The organism is Pseudomonas sp. PWP3-1b2, assembly GCF_049896045.1.
In the GTDB taxonomy this organism is placed as follows: Bacteria; Pseudomonadota; Gammaproteobacteria; order Pseudomonadales; family Pseudomonadaceae; genus Aquipseudomonas; species Aquipseudomonas antarctica_B.
Map to the genome: position 1 here is coordinate 17,620 of NZ_JAFCTN010000004.1, position 18,464 is coordinate 36,083.

At 61.7% G+C, this 18,464-nt stretch carries 17 protein-coding genes; 6 read left to right on the plus strand and 11 right to left on the minus strand.

The genetic code is table 11. The features are described 5' to 3' along the window. Nucleotides 1-273 precede the first annotated feature (273 nt). The 5 genes from aldA (ACP7A2_RS03645) (at nt 274) to ACP7A2_RS03665 (ending at nt 6,921) form a co-directional block, all read left to right on the plus strand. A complete protein-coding gene (aldA, locus tag ACP7A2_RS03645; RefSeq protein WP_426133292.1) occupies nt 274-1,698 on the plus strand; it encodes an aldehyde dehydrogenase in 1,425 nt (474 codons plus the stop codon). A gap of 76 nt (nt 1,699-1,774) precedes the next feature. Continuing rightward, a complete protein-coding gene (locus tag ACP7A2_RS03650; protein ID WP_426133116.1) occupies nt 1,775-3,085 on the plus strand; it encodes an MFS transporter in 1,311 nt (436 codons plus the stop codon). Between the two features lies 1 nt (nt 3,086). Beyond that, a complete protein-coding gene (locus tag ACP7A2_RS03655; protein ID WP_426133117.1) occupies nt 3,087-4,304 on the plus strand; it encodes a mandelate racemase/muconate lactonizing enzyme family protein in 1,218 nt (405 codons plus the stop codon). A gap of 27 nt (nt 4,305-4,331) precedes the next feature. Then, nucleotides 4,332-5,942: a GMC family oxidoreductase gene (locus ACP7A2_RS03660; RefSeq protein ID WP_426133118.1), complete on the plus strand. Its 1,611-nt coding sequence runs from the start codon at nt 4,332-4,334 to the stop codon at nt 5,940-5,942. Nucleotides 5,943-6,294: 352 nt separating this feature from the next. Continuing rightward, nucleotides 6,295-6,921 (plus strand): helix-turn-helix transcriptional regulator, encoded by a 627-nt coding sequence (locus ACP7A2_RS03665; RefSeq protein ID WP_426133119.1) that lies wholly within the window; start codon nt 6,295-6,297, stop codon nt 6,919-6,921. On the opposite strand, the gene ACP7A2_RS03670 is transcribed toward ACP7A2_RS03665, so the two are convergent. Together ACP7A2_RS03670 and ACP7A2_RS03675 are read right to left on the minus strand one after the other, a co-directional pair. Continuing rightward, entirely contained in the window at nt 6,909-7,289 is a 381-nt protein-coding gene (locus tag ACP7A2_RS03670; RefSeq protein ID WP_426133120.1) for a RidA family protein, read from the minus strand. The two genes, ACP7A2_RS03665 and ACP7A2_RS03670, sit on opposite strands and share 13 nt — an antisense overlap. Then, nucleotides 7,286-8,251, minus strand: a complete 966-nt coding sequence (locus ACP7A2_RS03675; protein WP_426133121.1) for a threo-3-hydroxy-L-aspartate ammonia-lyase — start codon at nt 8,249-8,251, stop codon at nt 7,286-7,288. The genes ACP7A2_RS03670 and ACP7A2_RS03675 overlap by 4 nt, the downstream gene beginning before the upstream one ends. Before the next feature lie 121 nt (nt 8,252-8,372). Between ACP7A2_RS03675 and ACP7A2_RS03680 the strand changes: the two genes are divergently transcribed. Continuing rightward, nucleotides 8,373-8,987, plus strand: coding sequence for an LpxA family transferase (locus ACP7A2_RS03680; protein ID WP_426133122.1), 615 nt, complete (start codon nt 8,373-8,375; stop codon nt 8,985-8,987). Here the strand turns inward: ACP7A2_RS03680 and ACP7A2_RS03685 are convergent. The 9 genes from ACP7A2_RS03685 to ACP7A2_RS03725 form a co-directional block, all read right to left on the minus strand. Continuing rightward, on the minus strand, nt 8,984-10,306 hold the full coding sequence (locus ACP7A2_RS03685; protein ID WP_426133123.1) for a carbohydrate porin: 1,323 nt from the start codon (nt 10,304-10,306) through the stop codon (nt 8,984-8,986). The genes ACP7A2_RS03680 and ACP7A2_RS03685 overlap by 4 nt on opposite strands. Nucleotides 10,307-10,492: 186 nt before the next feature. Beyond that, nucleotides 10,493-11,263 (minus strand): SDR family NAD(P)-dependent oxidoreductase, encoded by a 771-nt coding sequence (locus ACP7A2_RS03690; protein ID WP_426133124.1) that lies wholly within the window; start codon nt 11,261-11,263, stop codon nt 10,493-10,495. A 27-nt stretch (nt 11,264-11,290) separates the two neighbouring features. Continuing rightward, nucleotides 11,291-12,349, minus strand: coding sequence for an L-rhamnose/proton symporter RhaT (gene rhaT, locus ACP7A2_RS03695; protein ID WP_426133125.1), 1,059 nt, complete (start codon nt 12,347-12,349; stop codon nt 11,291-11,293). A 40-nt stretch (nt 12,350-12,389) separates the two neighbouring features. Beyond that, the gene (rhaM, locus tag ACP7A2_RS03700) at nt 12,390-12,710 is read right to left on the minus strand and encodes an L-rhamnose mutarotase (protein ID WP_426133126.1); all 321 of its coding nucleotides are present in this window, start codon (nt 12,708-12,710) and stop codon (nt 12,390-12,392) included. Further along, nucleotides 12,710-13,591 (minus strand): amidohydrolase family protein, encoded by an 882-nt coding sequence (locus ACP7A2_RS03705; protein ID WP_426133127.1) that lies wholly within the window; start codon nt 13,589-13,591, stop codon nt 12,710-12,712. Before ACP7A2_RS03705 ends, rhaM begins: the two co-directional genes overlap by 1 nt. A gap of 70 nt (nt 13,592-13,661) precedes the next feature. Beyond that, nucleotides 13,662-15,095 carry an aldehyde dehydrogenase gene (gene aldA / locus ACP7A2_RS03710; protein WP_426133128.1) on the minus strand — a complete coding sequence of 478 codons (1,434 nt, stop codon included), beginning with the start codon at nt 15,093-15,095 and terminating at the stop codon, nt 13,662-13,664. 11 nt (nt 15,096-15,106) lie between these two features. Then, a complete protein-coding gene (locus ACP7A2_RS03715) occupies nt 15,107-15,907 on the minus strand; it encodes an aldolase/citrate lyase family protein (protein ID WP_426133129.1) in 801 nt (266 codons plus the stop codon). An 11-nt stretch (nt 15,908-15,918) separates the two neighbouring features. Further along, entirely contained in the window at nt 15,919-17,103 is a 1,185-nt protein-coding gene (gene rhmD, locus ACP7A2_RS03720; protein WP_426133130.1) for an L-rhamnonate dehydratase, read from the minus strand. Between the two features lie 16 nt (nt 17,104-17,119). Next, nucleotides 17,120-18,415, minus strand: a complete 1,296-nt coding sequence (locus tag ACP7A2_RS03725; protein ID WP_426133131.1) for an MFS transporter — start codon at nt 18,413-18,415, stop codon at nt 17,120-17,122. Nucleotides 18,416-18,464: the final 49 nt, after the last annotated feature.

Consider the following 18,464-nt stretch of genomic DNA (forward strand, 5'->3'; position numbering starts at 1 on the left):
CCCCCACAACAAAAAACACAACCAACCCCCCCCCCCCCCCCCCCCCCCCCCCCCGCTCCCACATTTCTGACCAAGTAAGACTTCAATACCTCCACATACTGTTGAGCTCCCACAAAAGCCAGTTCCTACACCGGCCCGCCGTAAGGGCAGAACCCAAACCCCCACTAACCTTCGTTTTCCTCAAGTTACCCCACCCAATAAGTCGTTTGCCCAGCCCCCTAACAACGACAAAACTGCATGTCACTCGCAAAACAACAACATTGGGCAAACCACATGCAACCCGAGCGCAATTTCTACAACGGCCAATTCGCCGAACCCGCCAGCGACGCCCTGATCGCCGTGTACAACCCGGCCACCGAAACCCTGGTCGGTCACGTCAGCGCCGCAACGCCAGACGAAGCCATTGCCGCCGTTGAGGCCGCCGCCGCCGCCCAGAAAACCTGGGGCAAACTCACCAGCATCGAACGCGCCGAATACCTGCGCGCCTTCGCTGATGCACTGGACACCCACGCCGAAACCATCGGCACCGCCTTGGCCAGCGAGTCGGGGAAAAGCGTCAGCGACGCCAGCAACGAAGCCCGTTACGCCGCACAAATCACCCGCTACCACGCCGAATGGGCGCGCCGTATCGAAGGCGAAATCATCCCCAGCGACACCCCCAACGAAAACCTCTTTCTGCAACGCGAGCCCATCGGCGTCGTGGCCTGCCTGATCCCGTTCAACTACCCGGTCTACACCTTGCTGCGCAAGATCGCCCCTGCGCTGATCGCCGGCAACACTGTGGTCGTACGCCCGAGCAACAACACGCCATTGTCGGCGTTCGAAATCGCCAGGGCCGTGGTCACCGCCGGGATTCCTGCCGGTGTGATCAACATCCTGACCATGAACCACGCCACCGCCGCCAGCGTCTGTACCCACAAGGCGGTCGGCCTGATTACCCTCACCGGCAGCGTGAATGCCGGCCGCATTGTGCTGGATTACTGCAAGGCCAATATCGCCAAGCCGTCCCTGGAACTGGGCGGCAAGACCCCGGCGATCATCGAAGCCGATGCCGACCTTGAACAGGCCGCCAGCGCCATCGTCGCCTCCAAGACCACCCACTGCGGGCAACTGTGTACAGCGGTTGAGCGGGTGTATGTGCACGAAAGCGTCTATGACCCATTTTTGGCTCTGCTGAAAACCAAGATCAGCGCAGTGAAGTTCGGTGACCGCGCCAATGATCCCAGCCTGATGGGCCCGCTGGTCAATGCCAGTTCGCAAAAGAATATCCACGCCATGGTCGAGCGCGCTGTCGCCGCCGGTGCTGTACTGGAAACAGGCGGCGTGCTGCCTGAAGGCCCGGGGCATTTTTACCCGCCGACCTTGCTCAGTGGCTGCCGCCAGGACATGGAGATCATCAGGGAAGAAATCTTCGGCCCGGTGCTGCCGGTGCTCAAGTACCGCGACATCGAGGAAGCCCTGGCCATGGCCAACGACCATCAGTTCGGCCTGTCGTCGGTGCTCTACACCGAGAACTACCGCACGGCGATGAAAGTGGCGAACGCCATCGAAGCCGGCGAGTTGTACGTCAATCGCACCCCGGCAGACCCGTATCAGGGCTTCCACGCCGGCTGGAAGCGCTCGGGGCTGGGCGGTGATGATGGCAAGCACGGGATGCTTGAATTCACCCAGACTCGCCTTGTGGTCATGAAGTACTGATCCACGAATAGCCGTTGCACCTTTAATAAAAACAATTATCAGGGCTCCCGCGCATCGGGTGCCTGAGGTCCACACGATGTCCAAGCCTGCACCCGTTGCCCGGGTTTCCGTTGCCGTGTCTGCGGCAAACAGCGACACCGCCAGTCGCTACTTCCAGTTGATGTTGCTGGTCCTCGCCGCCGGGGCGATCTACCCGATCCTCTACCTGCGCCAGGTCTACCAGACCACTATGCTGGAGGTGTTCCACATCAACCACAGCGAGCTGGGCTACCTGTATTCCATGCTCGGCACGATTTTTTTGCTCAGCTACCTGCCCAGTGGCTGGTTGGCGGATCGCTTGCCGCCACGCTTCCTGATTTTCTTCTCACTGGTCGCCACCGGCGCGTTGGGGATTTGGTACTCGACCGTGCCGTCGATGACCGGCCTGATGATCATTTTCGGTTGCTGGGGCCTGACCACCGGGCTGACCTTCTGGGCCTCGGTGCTCAAGCGCGTGAAGATGATTGCCCACCAGAGCGAGCAGGGCCGTTTCTTCGGGATCCTCGATGGTGGTCGCGGTTTGGTCGAGGCACTGTTGGCCACCGTGGCCCTGGGCTTGTTCGCCTACGCCACTGAAACCCGCAGCCAGACGGCGGCCGAGGGCTTCAAGCACGTGGTCTACCTGTATTCGTTCGTGTGTATCGCTATCGGCTGCGTGCTCGTGCTGCTCAAGGATCCGGAATCCATGGCTGAAACAGCGCCGGTGGAGAAGGGCAAGTTCAACCTGGTAACCGACCTGACGACGCTGGTGAAAATCCCCGAACTGTGGCTGGTCACTGCCATCGTGTTCTGCGGTTATCACATGTTCTGGGCCACCTACAGCTTCTCTGATTATTTGCAAGGCAGCGGCATGACCGCCGTGATGGCTGGCACCATCACCACAATCAAACTGTGGATGCGCCCCATCGGTGGCATCGGTGGCGGCTGGCTGGGCGACAAGTTTTCGAACATCTCGGTGCTGATTGTCGCGCTGGTGCTGGTGACCCTGGCGATGGTCGGGCTGATCGTGTTCCCGGCGCTCAACAGCCTGGGGTTGCTGATTGGCACGGTGATTTTTATCGGGCTGATGACCTACGCGATTCGCGGCCTGTACTGGGCGATCCTCGACAGCTGCGACATCCCGCTGCGCATCACCGGCCTTGCGATCGGGATTGTCTCGGTAGTGGGTTACCTGCCCGACACGTTCATCCCGCTGATCAACGGTTACCTGACCGACACCTATCCCGGCAAGGCCGGTTACAACCTGTATTTCGGCTACATCGCCTTCATCGGCGTGCTTGGCACCCTCGCGGCGCTGACGCTGCGCGCTCGAATCAACCGTAAAAAATTCAACCAGACAGGTGCCTGAGATGAAAATCGTCGCCCTTGAAACCCATATCGTTGCCGTACCGCCGCCGCACATCGGCGGCATGTACTGGCTGTTCGTCAAGCTCAAGACCGACTGCGGCATCGAAGGCGTTGGCGAGATCTACGCCGCCACCTTCGGACCCAAGGCCATGCTGCCGATCATCGAAGACGTGTTCGAACGCTACCTGCTCAACCACGACCCGCACCACATCGAACGCTTCTTCCGCCAGGCCTATTCGAGCGGCTTCACCCAGCGCCCGGACCTGACCATGATGGGCGTAGTCAGCGGCCTGGAAATGGCCTGCTGGGACATTATCGGCAAGGCCGCCAACAAACCGGTCTACGAATTGCTCGGCGGCAAGGTCAATGAGCGCCTGCGCTCCTACACCTACCTGTACCCGGTCAACAGCAAGGGCGAGTACGACTACGACGACCCGGATCTGGCCGCTGAATGCGCCATCGAGAACATGAACAAGGGCTTCACCGCCGTGAAGTTCGACCCGGCAGGGCCTTACACCGCGTACTCCGGCCACCAGATCTCGCTGGAAGTGCTGGAGCGCTGCGAAACCTTCTGCCGCAAGATCCGCGAAGCAGTGGGCGACAAATGCGACCTGCTGTTTGGGACTCACGGGCAGATGGTGCCGTCGTCGGCGATTCGCCTGGCCAAGCGCCTGGAGAAATACGACCCGCTGTGGTTCGAGGAACCCGTGCCGCCAGGCCAGGAAGACGCCATGGCGCAGGTCGCGGCCAAGACCACGATCCCGATTGCCACCGGCGAACGCCTGACCACCAAGTATGAGTTTTTCAAGCTGCTGCAAGCTGGCGGCGCGTCGATTTTGCAGATGAACGTGGCGCGCTGCGGCGGGCTGCTCGAAGCCAAAAAGATCGCGAGCATGGCCGAGGCGTATTACGCGCAAATCGCACCGCACCTGTACAACGGGCCGATTGGCGCGGCGGCGAGTTTCCAGCTGGCGACGTGCACGCCGAACTTCCTGATTCAGGAAAGCATCATGACCTGGGGCGGTTTCCACTCCGAAGTGCTGACCAAACCGCTGCAATGGGAGGACGGCTACATCATCCCGTCCACCGAGCCGGGCCTGGGCGTGGAGCTGAACATGGACGTGGTACGCAAGCACACGCCGTACACCGGCGAGCGCCTGCACCTGCAAATGGGCGCGACCCCGACTGACGTCAAAGACACTTCGCCCGCCAAGGGCTAAAAAAAACGACTTATGCGGTAACCGTGAATGACATACGACTACATCATCGCCGGTGCCGGCGCCGCTGGCTGCGTTCTCGCCAACCGGTTGTCCGCCTCGGGCGAATACTCCGTGCTACTGCTGGAAGCCGGCGGCAAGGACAGTTCCCTGTGGTTCAAGATCCCGGTCGGGTTCGCCAAAATGTATTACAACCCGAGGTTCAACTGGATGTACTACAGCCAGCCGCAAAAGCAGCTGGCGGGCCGTGAAATCTACGCGCCGCGCGGCAAAGTGCAGGGCGGTTCGGGCTCGATCAACGCGATGATCTACGTGCGCGGCCAGGCCCATGACTTCAATGACTGGGCGGCCAATGGCAACGACGGCTGGAGTTTTGCGGACGTGCTGCCGTACTTTCGCAAGCTGGAAAATCACCCGCTGGGCGACACCGAGTACCACGGCGGCAGCGGCCCCATCAGCATCACGCCGATGAAGGGCCAGACCCACCCGATCTGCGATGTGTTCCTCAAGGGGTGCGAGCAGTTGGGGTATGCGCAAAGCGACGACTTCAACGGCCCGAACTTCGAAGGCGCGGGCCTCTATGACGTCAACACCCGCAATGGCGAGCGCAGCTCCAGCAGCTTTGCGCACCTGCATCCGGCGCTTGGCCGCTCGAACCTGACGGTGGAGTTGCATGCCCTGGTCGACCGCGTGCTGTTCGACGACGCGCAGCGCGCCACCGGCATTATTGTGACCCAGCACGGTGTGAGCCGCACGTTCAGTGCGCGCAAGGAGGTGATTCTCTGCGCCGGGGCGGTGGACACGCCGAAGATCCTGCAACTGTCCGGTGTGGCTGATCAGCAATTGCTGGCCGAGCACAATATTGCGCTCGTCAAGCACCTGCCGGCGGTGGGCGAGAATTTGCAGGATCATCTGTGTGCCAGCTATTACTACAAGGCCAATATTCCGACGCTGAATGACGAGTTGAGTTCGCTGTTTGGCCAGCTCAAGCTCGGCCTCAAATACCTGTTTACCCGCAAGGGTGCGCTGGCGATGAGCGTCAACCAGGCCGGTGGTTTCTTTCGGGGTAATGACGATCAGGCGGACCCGAACCTGCAGTTGTACTTCAACCCGTTGTCGTATCAGATTCCGAAAAACAACAAGGCCAGCCTTAAGCCTGAGCCGTATTCCGGCTTTTTGCTGTGCTTTAACCCGTGTCGGCCGACCAGTCGGGGCACCATCCGCATCGCCTCGAAAAACCCGCGTGATGCGGCGTTGATTGATCCTAATTATCTGAGTACTCAGAAGGACATTGACGAGGTGATTCAGGGGAGTCGTTTGATGCGCAAGATCATGCAGGCGCCGGCGCTCAGGGGGATTACCGTGGCTGAGGTTTTGCCGGGGGCTGCGGTGCAGACGGATGAGCAGATGCTGCAATACTTCCGCGAGAACAGTGGGTCGATTTATCACTTGTGCGGTTCTTGCGCTATGGGGTCGGACCCTTTGGTGTCGGTGGTGGATAAGCATTTGAAGGTGCACGGGTTGCACGGGTTGCGGATTGTTGATGCGTCGATTTTTCCGAATGTGACGTCGGGTAATACTCATGCGGCGGTGTTGATGGTGGCTGAGAAGGGCGCGGATTTGATTTTGCAGGATGCTTGAGGACTGCGGCCAGCGTGGTTAACGGGCGCCTCAGATCAAGATCAAAATCTACAGCACGGCGGCCTAGTAGCCGACCTGGGTGGTTGAATCAAAGGCGCTGTTTTTTGAGGCAGATTGCGGTCTTCCTGATTAAATGGAGATCCACTGTGGGAGCTGGCTTGCCTGCGATGCAAACACCTCGGTACATCAGGCAGACCCAGTAGATGCCATCGCAGGCAAGCCAGCTCCCACAAAAATCAGCCCCCACAGAGCGGAACCAATTTCAGCCATCACCCAAACAACGGATATGTACCCAACCCAACCGCACACCCGCAAATTGACGCCCTGTCCATGACTGGATATGTTGTCTCGCATGAAAAAGACCTCGACCCAAGACACCCACCTGATCTCCCAGCTAGAGCAGATCGCCGAAGGCTTGAGCAAAACCTTCAGCCCGTTCTGCGAAGTGGTGCTGCATGACCTGCGCGACCCGCAGCACGCGATTCTGGCAATCCACAACAACCTCTCCGGGCGTCAGCCGGGTGATCCGGCCACGGCGCTGGGCCTGGCACGCATCGCCGACCCGGAGTACGACCAGGTCATCGCCAATTACCAGAACCAGTTCAGCGATGGTCGCCAGGTCAAAAGCACGTCCATCGGCATCAAGGGCGCCAGCGGCGAATACGTCGCCGCCCTGTGCATGAACGTCGATCTTTCGCTGTTCCGTGGCTTGCAAGGCATGCTGGAACAGTTCGGTTCGCTCAGCGGCGACAACCCGAATGACTCCCTCGACCCGTCGGGCGCCGACGCGATTCGTGCGCGTATCGACAAGTTCGCCGCGCGGCTGGCGACGACCCCGCGTGCGCTCAAGACCGCGGACCGCCGTGTGTTGATGCAAGAACTCAAAGACTCCGGCTGCATGGACATTCGCCGGGCCATGGAAACCGTGGCTTCGCACCTCGGCGTGTCGCGCGCGGCGGTTTACACCTACGCCAAGTAACGCGCCACGGCTTCGATCTCGACCAGGTAGCCGTGATGCAACTCAGGCACCGGCACCACCGCACGCGCGGGGCGGTGCTCGCCGAGCGCGGCGGCATAAACCTGGTCGAACTGCGGCCAGTGTTCGACGCCCACCACGTACACGGTGACTTTCACCAGGTCCTCGGGTGAGCCGCCCGAAGCCTTCAGAATCGCCAGCACATTCGCCAGCGCCAGCTGCACTTGTTCGGCAAACGAGGCCGACAGGTTGTGCCGCCCATCCGGGCTGACCGGTAATTGCCCGGAGATGTACAAGGTGTCGCCATGGCTGACGGCCTGCGCATAGTGCCCGGCAGGTGTCGATGCGGTGGGCGTGTTGATGATCTTCATGACGCCTCCTGGATCAGCGTGGCGAAGTTCTGAAAGTCCACGTTGCCGCCGGTCACGATGACCCCCACACGCTGGCCCCTGAATTGATCGCCCATGCCGCGCAATGCCGCCAGGCCGAGGCAGCCGGTGGGCTCCACGACCATTTTCATGCGTTGCATGAAGAACTTCATCGAGGCCACCAGTTCGGCGTCCGACACCGTGAGAATGTCGTTCACCAGGTCACGGATGATGGGAAATGTGTAGTTGCCCAGGTGTTGGGTCTGTGCGCCGTCGGCGATGGTCGCCGGGGTGTCGATATGCACGATGCTGCCACTGCGCAACGAGCGTTGGCCGTCATTTCCGGCTTCGGGCTCCACGCCGAACAATTGGCAATCGGGTGACAGCGCACGGGTCGACAATGCCGTGCCCGAGAGCATGCCGCCACCGCCCAGGCCCACAAACAGTGCGTCCAGTGGCCCGGTGAATTCGAGCAGCTCTTTGGCCGCCGTGCCCTGGCCGGCAAGGATGTGCGGGTGGTCGTAAGGCGGGATCAAGGTCATGCCGTGTTCAACCGCCAGCGTGCGGCCGATCTGCTCGCGGTCCTCGGTGAAGCGGTCATACAACACCACGCTGGCACCGTAGCCACGGGTGGCCGTGACCTTGGACGCCGGCGCATCGGCGGGCATGACGATGGTTGCCGGCATGCCCAGCAAGCTTGCCGCCAGCGCGATGCCCTGCGCGTGGTTGCCAGACGAAAATGCCACCACGCCGCCCTTGCGCTGCTGTTCATCGAAACGCGAAAGCGCGTTGAACGCACCGCGAAACTTGAAGGAACCGGTGCGTTGCAGGTTTTCGCATTTGATAAACACCTCGGCACCGGTCTCGGCATTCAGGGTGCGTGAAGTAAATACCGGCGTCTGGTGGGCGAAGCCTTCCAGGCGCAGGGCGGCAGCGATGACATCGGGGTAAGTCGGCAATTGCATGGGACGGACCTCATGGGTATTTGTGGATAAAATATCCACAACAAGACAAATAGTAAAGATGCGTTTTTCCCCGTGGGCATGGTAGGTTTTCGAACTTCTCTGACTGCTGGAGGGTTCGACGTTGATCCGAATCACCGATTACATCGCGCACTTTTCACACTCTGCCCTGGCGCCCTGGACTGACTTGACGCCCTGGGCGATGGTCTCCCAGGCGCCCGCCATCGTCCGGCAGTTGCTGGCCGAATTGTCGGTGGAGGATTACCGCATTGAAGATGACGTCGCCGTGCACCGTACCGCCACCGTCGAGCCCGGCGCCTTGCTTAAAGGGCCGCTGATCATCGGCGCCCATTGCTTTATCGCCAGCGGCTCACTGTTGCGCGGCGGGTGCTGGCTGGATGCACACTGCATCATTGGCCCCGGCGCTGAACTGAAAACGTCCTTCGTGTTCAGCGGCAGCAAGCTGGCGCACTTCAATTTCGTCGGCGATTCGGTACTGGGCCACGGGATTAACCTGGAGGCGGGGAGCATCGTCGCCAACTACCGCAATGAGCGCGACGACAAGGAAGTGCGGGTACGGGTTGACGGGCATGTGCAGCGCACCGGCTGCGACAAGTTTGGTGCCTTGTTGGGCGATCAGTGCCGTATCGGCGCCAATGCGGTATTGGCGCCGGGTGCGCTGCTCAAGCCTGCCAGCGTGGTGGGGCGCGGGCAGGTGTTTGATGGCGAGAAAGACTAGAAGTCGGCAATAAACTGCACACCGCCAACCACTGCGCCGGTGGTTTGCGTGAGCCCGCCGGGGTATTTCACGTATTGCAGGTTGGGGCGCACCATCAGCCATTTTGTTGCCTGGAAGCCGTAGTTGATCTCGTAGCTGTATTCGCGGCGTTGTTCGGGCACGTACAGCGGGTCATCAATATCGGTGACGCCGTTGGCTGCGTTGAGCATCTGTGTATTGCGGGTGTAGCGGTCGCTGACCTGCAACTTCGAGGCGCCAATACCCACCGTGTCGTCAGGGCGTGAATCGAACGGGCCACGGTAGATCAGGCCGACCTGGACCAGGCTTTTGATCACGCTTTTGTCCGGGTCATTCATGGTCAGGTTGGCGAACGCGTTGAGCCCGCGTTTGGCGTTGCCGTCGACCGTTGTCAGTTGCTGCTGACCCGACAGCCACCAGCCATCGTTGCTGGAATACAGCTTGTAGGGCTTGCCGGAGCTGGCGGCGAAGTTGCCGTCTGCATCCTTGAGGTTGTCCTTGGCGTCAGCGTTGGCGTAGTAATAACCGGCGTGGTACTCGGCGCTGAGGCCAGCGATCTGGCCTTTCCAGATAGCTTCGATGGGGAAACTGGTGCCTTGGGAGCCGCTGATAAACGGTTTGAAGCCATTGCTGGCTTCGGCGTTGCCGGGGTTCTTGTCGTAGGCGCCGACCTGCACCGCCAACTCATCGGTGAACTGGTACTTGGCGCGCACTGCCCACTGGCTGATGGGAAAGCTGTTCCACACGCCGTTCCAGTTGCCTTCCTGAGAACCGCACAGGGTGACGTTCTGGAATTCGCAGGGGAATTGGTCGAAGTCTTCGCCGTGGCCGAAGCGCCCGAGTTTGAGGGCAAATTTGCGATCGAAGAATTTCTGCTCGTACCACAACTGAGATAGCCGCCAGGCATTGCCGCCGCCGAACACTTCCATGGTCGAGGTCAGGCCGGTGGCGTTGGGTTGATGCACGCGGTCGTTAGTGATGTCCTTGCCGTGGCGCTCGCCGATGCCGATGCGAAAGGTCGCGTCCTGCCAGCCGAGGAGTTTTTGCAGGTCCATGTTTACGCCGAGGATCAACTGATCGCTCCAGCGCGCGGTGGTGTGGGAGTTGTAGCCACCGCCGAGGTTGGAGCCGACTTCGCCGACGTACTTCAAGGTGAAATCGTAGCCTTGCTCGGCCAATTGCGGGCGCAGGCCGTTCCAGTCGCCGAGCATGGCGGGGGAATTGGGGTCCAGCAAACCGGCGCTGAAGGCACAGGTCGACATGGCGCTGCACAGCAGGGCCAGGGGGAGGGTGGTACGCATGGGATGCTCCTGGGTATTGTTGTTTTTATGGGGTGAAACTCAAATTTCAGGCGTGCGCGGTCCCTGTGGGAGCTGGGCTTGCCCGCGATAGCGGTGGATCAGCCAGTGCATCGGTGACTGATCTGTCGCTATCGCGGGCAAGCCCGCTCCCACATTGGAACTGTGGTGTTTGTTAGGGGGTGGTGTTTACTGCAGGTTAACGAACAACCCGCCATCCACCAGCAACGACGCGCCGGTCACATAGCGCGCCATGTCGGAGGCCAGGAACACAATCGGCCCGGCCACGTCATCCGGTTCGCCCAAACGACCCAGCGGCGTGCGCGAGGTCATATAGGCGAGCTTTTCTTCATCGGCCAAATCTTCCTTGTTGATGTCGGTGGCGATGGTGCCCGGCAACACCGAGTTGCAGCGAATGCCATAGGGCCCCAACGCAATCGCGCAGGATTGCATCAACGAATGCAGCCCGGCCTTGGTCGGCGTGTAGTGGGTTTGCATGCCGCCGCCCACCAGCGCACTGATGGAACTGACGGCGATGATCGCACCGCCACGGCCCTGGTTTTTCATCTGGTTGGCCGCCGCCTGCACGGCGAAGTAGGCGCCGTTGAGGTTGGTGTTGACGGTCTTCAGGTAGACCTCGCGCGGCATGTCGAGGAACGAGTGGAACGGGCAGATCCCGGCGTTGTTGACGAACACATCGACGCTGCCGAAGGCTTTGACTGCGCCGGCAACGAGCGCGTCGCCGGTGTCCGGGTCGGCGGCGTCGCCACCGACTTCAATGGCCTGGCCGCCGAACGCCTTGATCTCTTCAATCAACGAGTACGCCGCCTCGGTGCCCTGGCCGCTGCCGCTGTGGCCGATCACCACGCGAGCGCCCTGACGCGCACATTCACGGGCGGCGGCGCGGCCGATGCCACGGGAGGCGCCGGTGATGATCACCGTTTTGTCTGCAAGCAACATAAAAAGTCTCCTGGGAAAATGAGAGGTTCAGCCGAGGTAATTGCCGTAACCGACCATGGCGATGGCGCCGAGGATCACCGCGATGCCCGCCACCAATACGCCCTTGTTGGTCGCGCTGGTGCCTTGCCATTCGCGGAAATACAGGCCCCAGCAGTTGGACACGATGATGATGAACGACATGTGCAGCACCCATGAACTGGCGTCGTTCTGCAGGCGGCTTTCGCCCATGCCATAGAAGAAAAACTGCAGGAACCACAGGGTCCCGGCGATGGCCACCAGCAGGTAATTGCTCAGCAGCGGGGTGCTGCGGTCGGTGTAGTTGGAGAAGGTGCGGTTGCGCCAGTTGAGCCACAGGCACCAGATCCCGTTGGTGGTCAAACCGCCCCACATGATCACCATGAAGGTCACGTTGTTCTGGAACAGGCTGTTGGCGCCGTGCTCCACCGCGGCGGCGGCGAGTGGCCGGCCAGCGGAAATACCGTAGCTGAAGCAGGCGCTCAGTATCCCCGAAATCACCGCCACCAGCATGCCCTTGCCCAGCGAAAACTCGCTGACACTGGCGAGCTTCACCGCCTGGGACACTTCGCGTTCCTTGATCAGCCCGGCCTTGCCACACACCGCGATGCCGATCAACGAAACGGCCACGCCCCACAGCACCCAATGCCCGCCCTGTGAGGCCAGCATCGAGGTCAGAGTGCCCTCGGTTTCAGTGGTGAACAGGTCGCGGTACAACGCTGGCATCAAGGCGCCGAGGGCCGAGGTCAGGCCCATGATCAGCGACATGCCCAGGGACAAACCGAGGTAGCGCATGGTCAGGCCGAAGGTCAGCCCGCCGATGCCCCATAACACCCCAAACAGATAGGTCCACAGCAGGGTGCCGGTGTCGGCCGTGCGCAGGATTTCCACCCAGCCCGGCACAGTGAGCTGCGCGGCAATCAGCGGCACGATCAGCCAGGACACCAGGCCGCCGGTGATCCAATAACTTTCCCAGGCCCAGCCGCGGACCTTCTTGTAGGGGATGTAGAAACTGCCGGAAGCGAAGCCGCCGATAAAGTGCAGAACCACACCGAAGAGAATGATTTCCACGTGGTTGAATCCTTTTTATTGTTGTTGTGAGCCAGTCGGTTCAGGGGCGCGTCAGGTGGAACATGGGCAGCAGGTCAACGCTGATCGGCGAGGCATCCGCGTGGCTGGGCATGATGTCCTGCATGTAGGTCCACCAGCGTTGCATCAGCGCGGTGCCGGGCAGTTCGTCCAGGCCATGGGCGTCTTCGTGGGTCAGCACCGCAAACAGCGCGTTGGCGGCTTCATCGAGAAAAATCCGATAGTCCACCACGCCCGCCTGCAGCAGCACCTGGGCCAGGTCTGGCCAGAGCTCATCGTGGCGTCGACGGTATTCGTCGGCCTGGCCCGGGTTAAGGTTCATGCGAAAGGCACGGGTTTGCATCACAGTTCTCCATGGGACGGCGCAGGCGTGTAGATGCGCACCGCGTTATGCAAAAAGAACTTGGCCTGCGCCGCTTCGGATTTGTCTGCCATGCAGTTTTTTACTAACGCCTGCGTGGTGGCGAAATCCGCCAAGTGATCGCTGTTGGGCCAGTCACTGCCAAAAAAACAACGGTCCTCGCCAAAGGCCTCCCACAACACCGCCAGTCGGTCGTTGTAGAACGCGGTGTCGGTGATCAAGCCATGCGGCCCGAGCTGGGGAATTTCTGCCAGTTTGGCGAACACATTCGGCCGTTCGGCCAGGCGCAACAGGTCGGCGTGGTAGGCGTTTTCTTCGCCGGTCGGCACCTGGGCGTTCGGCAGGTGGTCGACGACAATGCGCAGTTGCGGCAGCGCGTCGCTCACGTGCAACAGGCCCTTGATCAGGCGCGGGTTCGGGTTGGCACTGTCCAGGCTGCGTCCGCAGGCGGCCAGCTGGCGCAACCCGTCGATAAATCCCGGGCGGGTCTGGTCCAGCAGCAGGTCGCGGCCCCACAGGTTGCCGTAGCGCAGGCCAAGAAACAGCGGCTCATGGGCCAGTGCATCGAGGTCGGCAGCGAAAGACGCTTCACGTGGGTCCAGGTTGCCGACAAACCCCAGCATGCGCGGGTCGCTGCGCAGGGTATCGAGCAGCCAGTGATTGTCGTCACGCCACGGGCTGGCTTCCACGGCGATGGCGCCGACCACGTTGTGTTCGCTTGCCACCGCCCAGTAATGCGCTGGCAAATGCGCGGCGTACAGGCGGTTACCCGGCTCCGGCCAGGGAATGCCTTGAGCGCGACGCGGGTCAAACAGGTGCAGATGGCTGTCGATGATCGGGCCGCTGTAAGGGGGCAGGGGCATGGCGCAGTCCTTATCTGTAGCATTCTGGGGAAGGCCCGCACGCTACCGCGCCGGGCCAGGTTTCACCACCTCAGCTCTGCAGGTACACCACGTGCGTATGGGTGTATTCGTACAGGCCGTGTTTGCCGTCAGCACCGCCCACGCCGGATTTACGCACACCGGCATGGAAGCCTTGCATGGCTTCGAAGTTCTCGCGGTTGACGTAGGTTTCGCCAAAATCAATCTCGCGCACCGCATGCATCGCCTTGCCCAGGTCGCGGGTATAGATCGATGAGGTCAGGCCGTAGTCGCAGTCATTGGCCATGGCGATGGCTTCGTCCAAGTCATCGACAATCTGGATTGGCAGTACCGGGCCGAAAATCTCTTCGCGCATGATCTCCATGTCGGCGCGGCAGCCAGCCAACACGGTTGGCTGGAAGTGAAAGCCCGCGCCCAGGTCGGCAATCTGCCCGCCGCTGACCAGGGTGGCGCCCTGGCTCAATGCCGTGCGCACTTTGCGGTTGACGCTGTCCAGGCCCTGGCGGTTGATCAGCGGGCCCATCTCCACATCAGCCTGAGCGATCGGGTCGCCGAAGCGCGTGGCCGACATCGCGGCGCTGATGCGCTCGATAAACTGGTCGGCGACCTTGCGCTCCACGTACACGCGCTCGGCGCAGTTGCACACTTGGCCGGTATTGATGATGCGCGAATCGCGGATGGCTTTCACCGCCAGGTCGAGGTCGGCGTCAGCCAGCACGATGGCCGGCGCCTTGCCGCCCAGCTCCAGGTTGAGCTTGGTGATATTCGGTGCGGCGGCGGTCATGATTCGCGAACCGGTGGCCACGCTGCCGGTGAAGCTGATCATGTCCACGCCTTTGTGCGCAGTGAGTGCACCGCCGACCTGGCCGTCGCCGCACACCACGTTGAACACGCCTGCGGGCAGGTCGGTCTCGGCCACGAGTTTGGCGAATTCGAAGCAGTTATTCGGGGTTTCTTCGCTGGGCTTGATCACGATGGTATTGCCGGTGAGCAGCGCCGGGGCCATCTTGCGCGCGATCAGGAAGAACGGAAAATTCCACGGCAGGATGCCGGCCACCACGCCCAGCGGCTTGCGGAACAGGAAGATATTTTCGTTCTGGCGGTCGCTGGTGATGATCTCGCCTTCGATACGCCGCGCCCATTCGGCCATGTAGTCTAGGTAGTCGGCGGTGAAGTTGACTTCGACCTCCGCCAGGCCACTGACCTTGCCCTGTTCCAGGGTGATGGTGCGTGCCAGGTGGGCGACGTTTTCGCGCAGCCTGGCAGCGATGCGCCGCAAGTGGCCGGCGCGTTCGATGGCGGGTTTGCGCGCCCAGTCTTTTTGCGCATGGCGAGCGGCGGCGAGTGCCTGGTCGACGTCGGCAGCGGTGGAGGCCGGCACCTTCGACAGCAGCGCGCCGGTGGCCGGGTTGAGCACGTCAATGTGTGCCTGGCTGGCGACGAAACGGCCGTTGATAAAGTTCTGGTAAACGGGAACGGATGACATGGGCAGGTTCCTCAGTAAGTGCGCGACGGCGCTTTCGCGTCGGCGGCCGGGCGATAACGGGCGAGTGTTGCCACTGCGCTTTGGCGCAGCAGGCTGATGTCGATGGCCACCGCGATAAAGCGGCAACCCCAGGCCTGGTAGCGGCGCGCGTCTTCTTCGTTGGGCGCCAGGATGCCGCTGACCTTGCCGGCGGCAAGGGTGGCGTCCACGGCGTGCTTGATGCGTTGCTGGACCTCGGGGTGGCCAGGATTACCCGCATGACCGAGGCCGATGGACAGGTCGGCCGGGCCGATAAACACCGCGTCCACGCCCTCCACGGCGGCGATCGCCGCGACGTTTTCCACGCCCAGACGCGACTCCACTTGCACGATCAGGCACAGCTGCTCATGGGCGGTTTGCAGGTAATCCGCCACGCCGTCCCAGCGCGTGGCGCGGGTTAAACCACCGCCGACGCCACGAATGCCGTGGGGCGGGTAACGCATGGCGCGCACCAGGGCCTGGGCTTGTTCAGCGGTTTCGACCATGGGGATCATCAGGGTCTGGGCGCCGACATCCAGCAATTGTTTGATCAGGTTGGCGTCGCCACTTACCGCACGTACCACGGGTGCTGTGGAGTAGGGCGCCACTGCCTGCAATTGGTTGAGTACGCTGGGAACGGTATTGGGCGCGTGCTCGCCATCGATGAGCATCCAGTCATAGCCGGTGCTGGCGACGATTTCGGCCGCATAGGCGGTGGCGAAACCGGCCCAGATGCCATATTGCGTGGCGCCCTCGGCGAGGGCGGCCTTGAAGCCGTTGCGGGGCATGTTCATGGCAGTCTTCCTCAGCGGTTGTACGGACGGTGCAGTTGGCAATCCGGGTTCAGGTCAACGCCGAAACCGGGCTTGTCGAGTACTGACAGGCGCATGCGGCCATTCACCGGTACCGGTTCGCCGAGCAGTTGCGGATGGAACATGGGCACCACTTCGTCGGCCTTGGGCGCCATCATCAGGAATTCGGCGAACGGGCTGTTATGGCGTGTGGCAACAAAGTGGTAGCTGTAGACCGACGAGCCGTGGGGCACGACTATCGCGTTGTGGGCATCGGCCAGGGCGGAGATTTTCACCAGTTCGGTGAGGCCGCCGCACCAGCCGACGTCGGGCTGGATAATGTCGCAGCAGCCCATCTCCAGCAGCATGCGAAAGCCCCAGCGCGTGGCTTCGTGTTCGCCAGTGGTGACCAGCATGCCCTTGGGCACGTTGTTGCGCAGGGCGGCGTAGCCCCAGTAGTCGTCCGGGGACAAGGCTTCTTCGATCCATTTCAGCCCGTATTCATGGGCACCCATCGCCAGTTTGGTCGCGTAGTTCAGGTCCAGGCTCATCCAGCAATCGAGCATCAGCCAGAAATCCGGGCCGACCCGTTCGCGCATGGTCGCCAGGGCTTCGAGGTTTTTGCGCAGGCCTTCTTCGCCTTCGCTGGGGCCGTGGTGCAGGGGCATTTTGCCGCCGATGAAACCCATCTTCTGCGCGAGGTCGGGGCGCGCGCCGGTGGCGTAGAACTGCAGCTCGTCACGCACCGCACCGCCGAGCAATTGGTGCACCGGTTCCCGGCGGATTTTGCCGAGCAAGTCCCACAAGGCCAGGTCGACACCGGAGATCGTATTGATCACCAAACCCTTGCGGCCGTAATAAAGGGTGGACTGGTACATCTGGTCCCAGATCTTTTCGATATCGGTGACGCGGGCGCCCTCGATAAAACGCGCCAGGTGTTTCTCGACGATATAGGCCGCCGGTTCACCGCCAGTGGTCACGGCAAAGCCGACAGTGCCGTCGCTGGCTTCAATTTCCACCACCAGCGTACCGAGCACGTTGATGCCGAAACTGCGGCGGCTCTGGCGGTATTCGGGGTATTTGCTCATGGGCGTGCTGATGTGGTCGTCGATCCAGTGGCCGTCGGCCTGGTCGTGGTAATCCGCGCCGCCGCCGCGCAGTACAAAGGCGCGCACGTGTTTGATAGTGAGGTGACCCATGGTGTGACTCCTGGAGTTAAACAGTGGCCGGCGTGTTCGACGCCTTATGGCCGGGTGAATGGATGCCCAGTACCAGCAATGCCGCCAGGACCGTGGTGGCGGACAGCAGGTAGAGACCGGCCGCCGGGGAGTGGAAAGCGCTTTCGGCCCAGTGCTTGATCACGGGCGCAATAAACCCGCCGAGGGCGCCAAAGGAATTGATCAACGCGATGCCGGCGGCAGCCGCGCTGCCGGCCAGGTAGCTGGAGGGGAACGTCCAGAACACCGGTTGCACGGCGATGAAACCCGAGGCCGCGAAACACAGGGCAAGCATGCCCAGCAGCGGGTTGGCAAAGGTCACCGAACAGGCGATACCGGCAGCGGCCATTAACAGCGTCAGGCTGGCGGTGCGGCGGCGGTCGCCGGTGCGGTCGGAGTAGGCGGGAATCCACCAGGCGGCAAACAGCGCGCAGCCCCATGGAATGGCCGACACCAGCCCGACCATCAGCCCGACCTTGGTGCCGAGCAGCCCACCGACCTGAGTTGGCAGGTAAAACACCACGCCGTACACGCTGGCCTGGATCAGCAGATACACCAGGCACAAATACAGCACTGACGGTTGGCACAGCACGTTCAGCAGGCTGCGGCCGTGAGAGGTTTTGTGGCTGTCTTCGGTATCGAGCAGCGCCTGGATTTGCTCGCGCTCATCCACGGTCAACCACTTGGCATCGGCGGGGCGATTATCCAGGTACCAATAGGCCCAGATGCCCACAGCGGTGGCCATCAAGCCCTCCACCGCGAACAGCCATTGCCAGCCGTGAACCCCGCCGAAGCCATCCATCTCCAACAACAACCCGGACAGCGGGCTGCCGAAGATGAACGCCAGCGGCGCACCAAAGTAGAAGAAACCCATGGCCTTGCCGCGCACGGCTTGGGGGAACCAGTAAGTGAGGTAAAGAATGACGCCGGGGAAGAAGCCCGCTTCGGCCACGCCGAGCAGAAAGCGCAGGACATAAAAGCTGGTTTCGTTGTGGGCGAACACCATCGCCGCCGACACCAGGCCCCAACTGACCATGATCCGGCACATCCACAGGCGGGCGCCGACGCGGTGCAGGATCAGGTTGCTCGGCACTTCCAGCAGCGCGTAGCCGACGAAAAACACCCCGGCGCCGAAGGCGAACGCGGCATCGCTCAAGCCGGTATCGGCCTGGAAGGCTTGTTTGGCGAACCCGACGTTGGCGCGGTCGAGAAAGGCCATGATGTACATCAACAGCAGGAAGGGCAGCAGCCGCCAGGAAATTTTGGCGAGCAGGGGCGCAGGCAGGGTTTTCATAATGGCGTCCGATGTTTTGTTCTTATGGGCCGGACTGTACGGCGGGCGA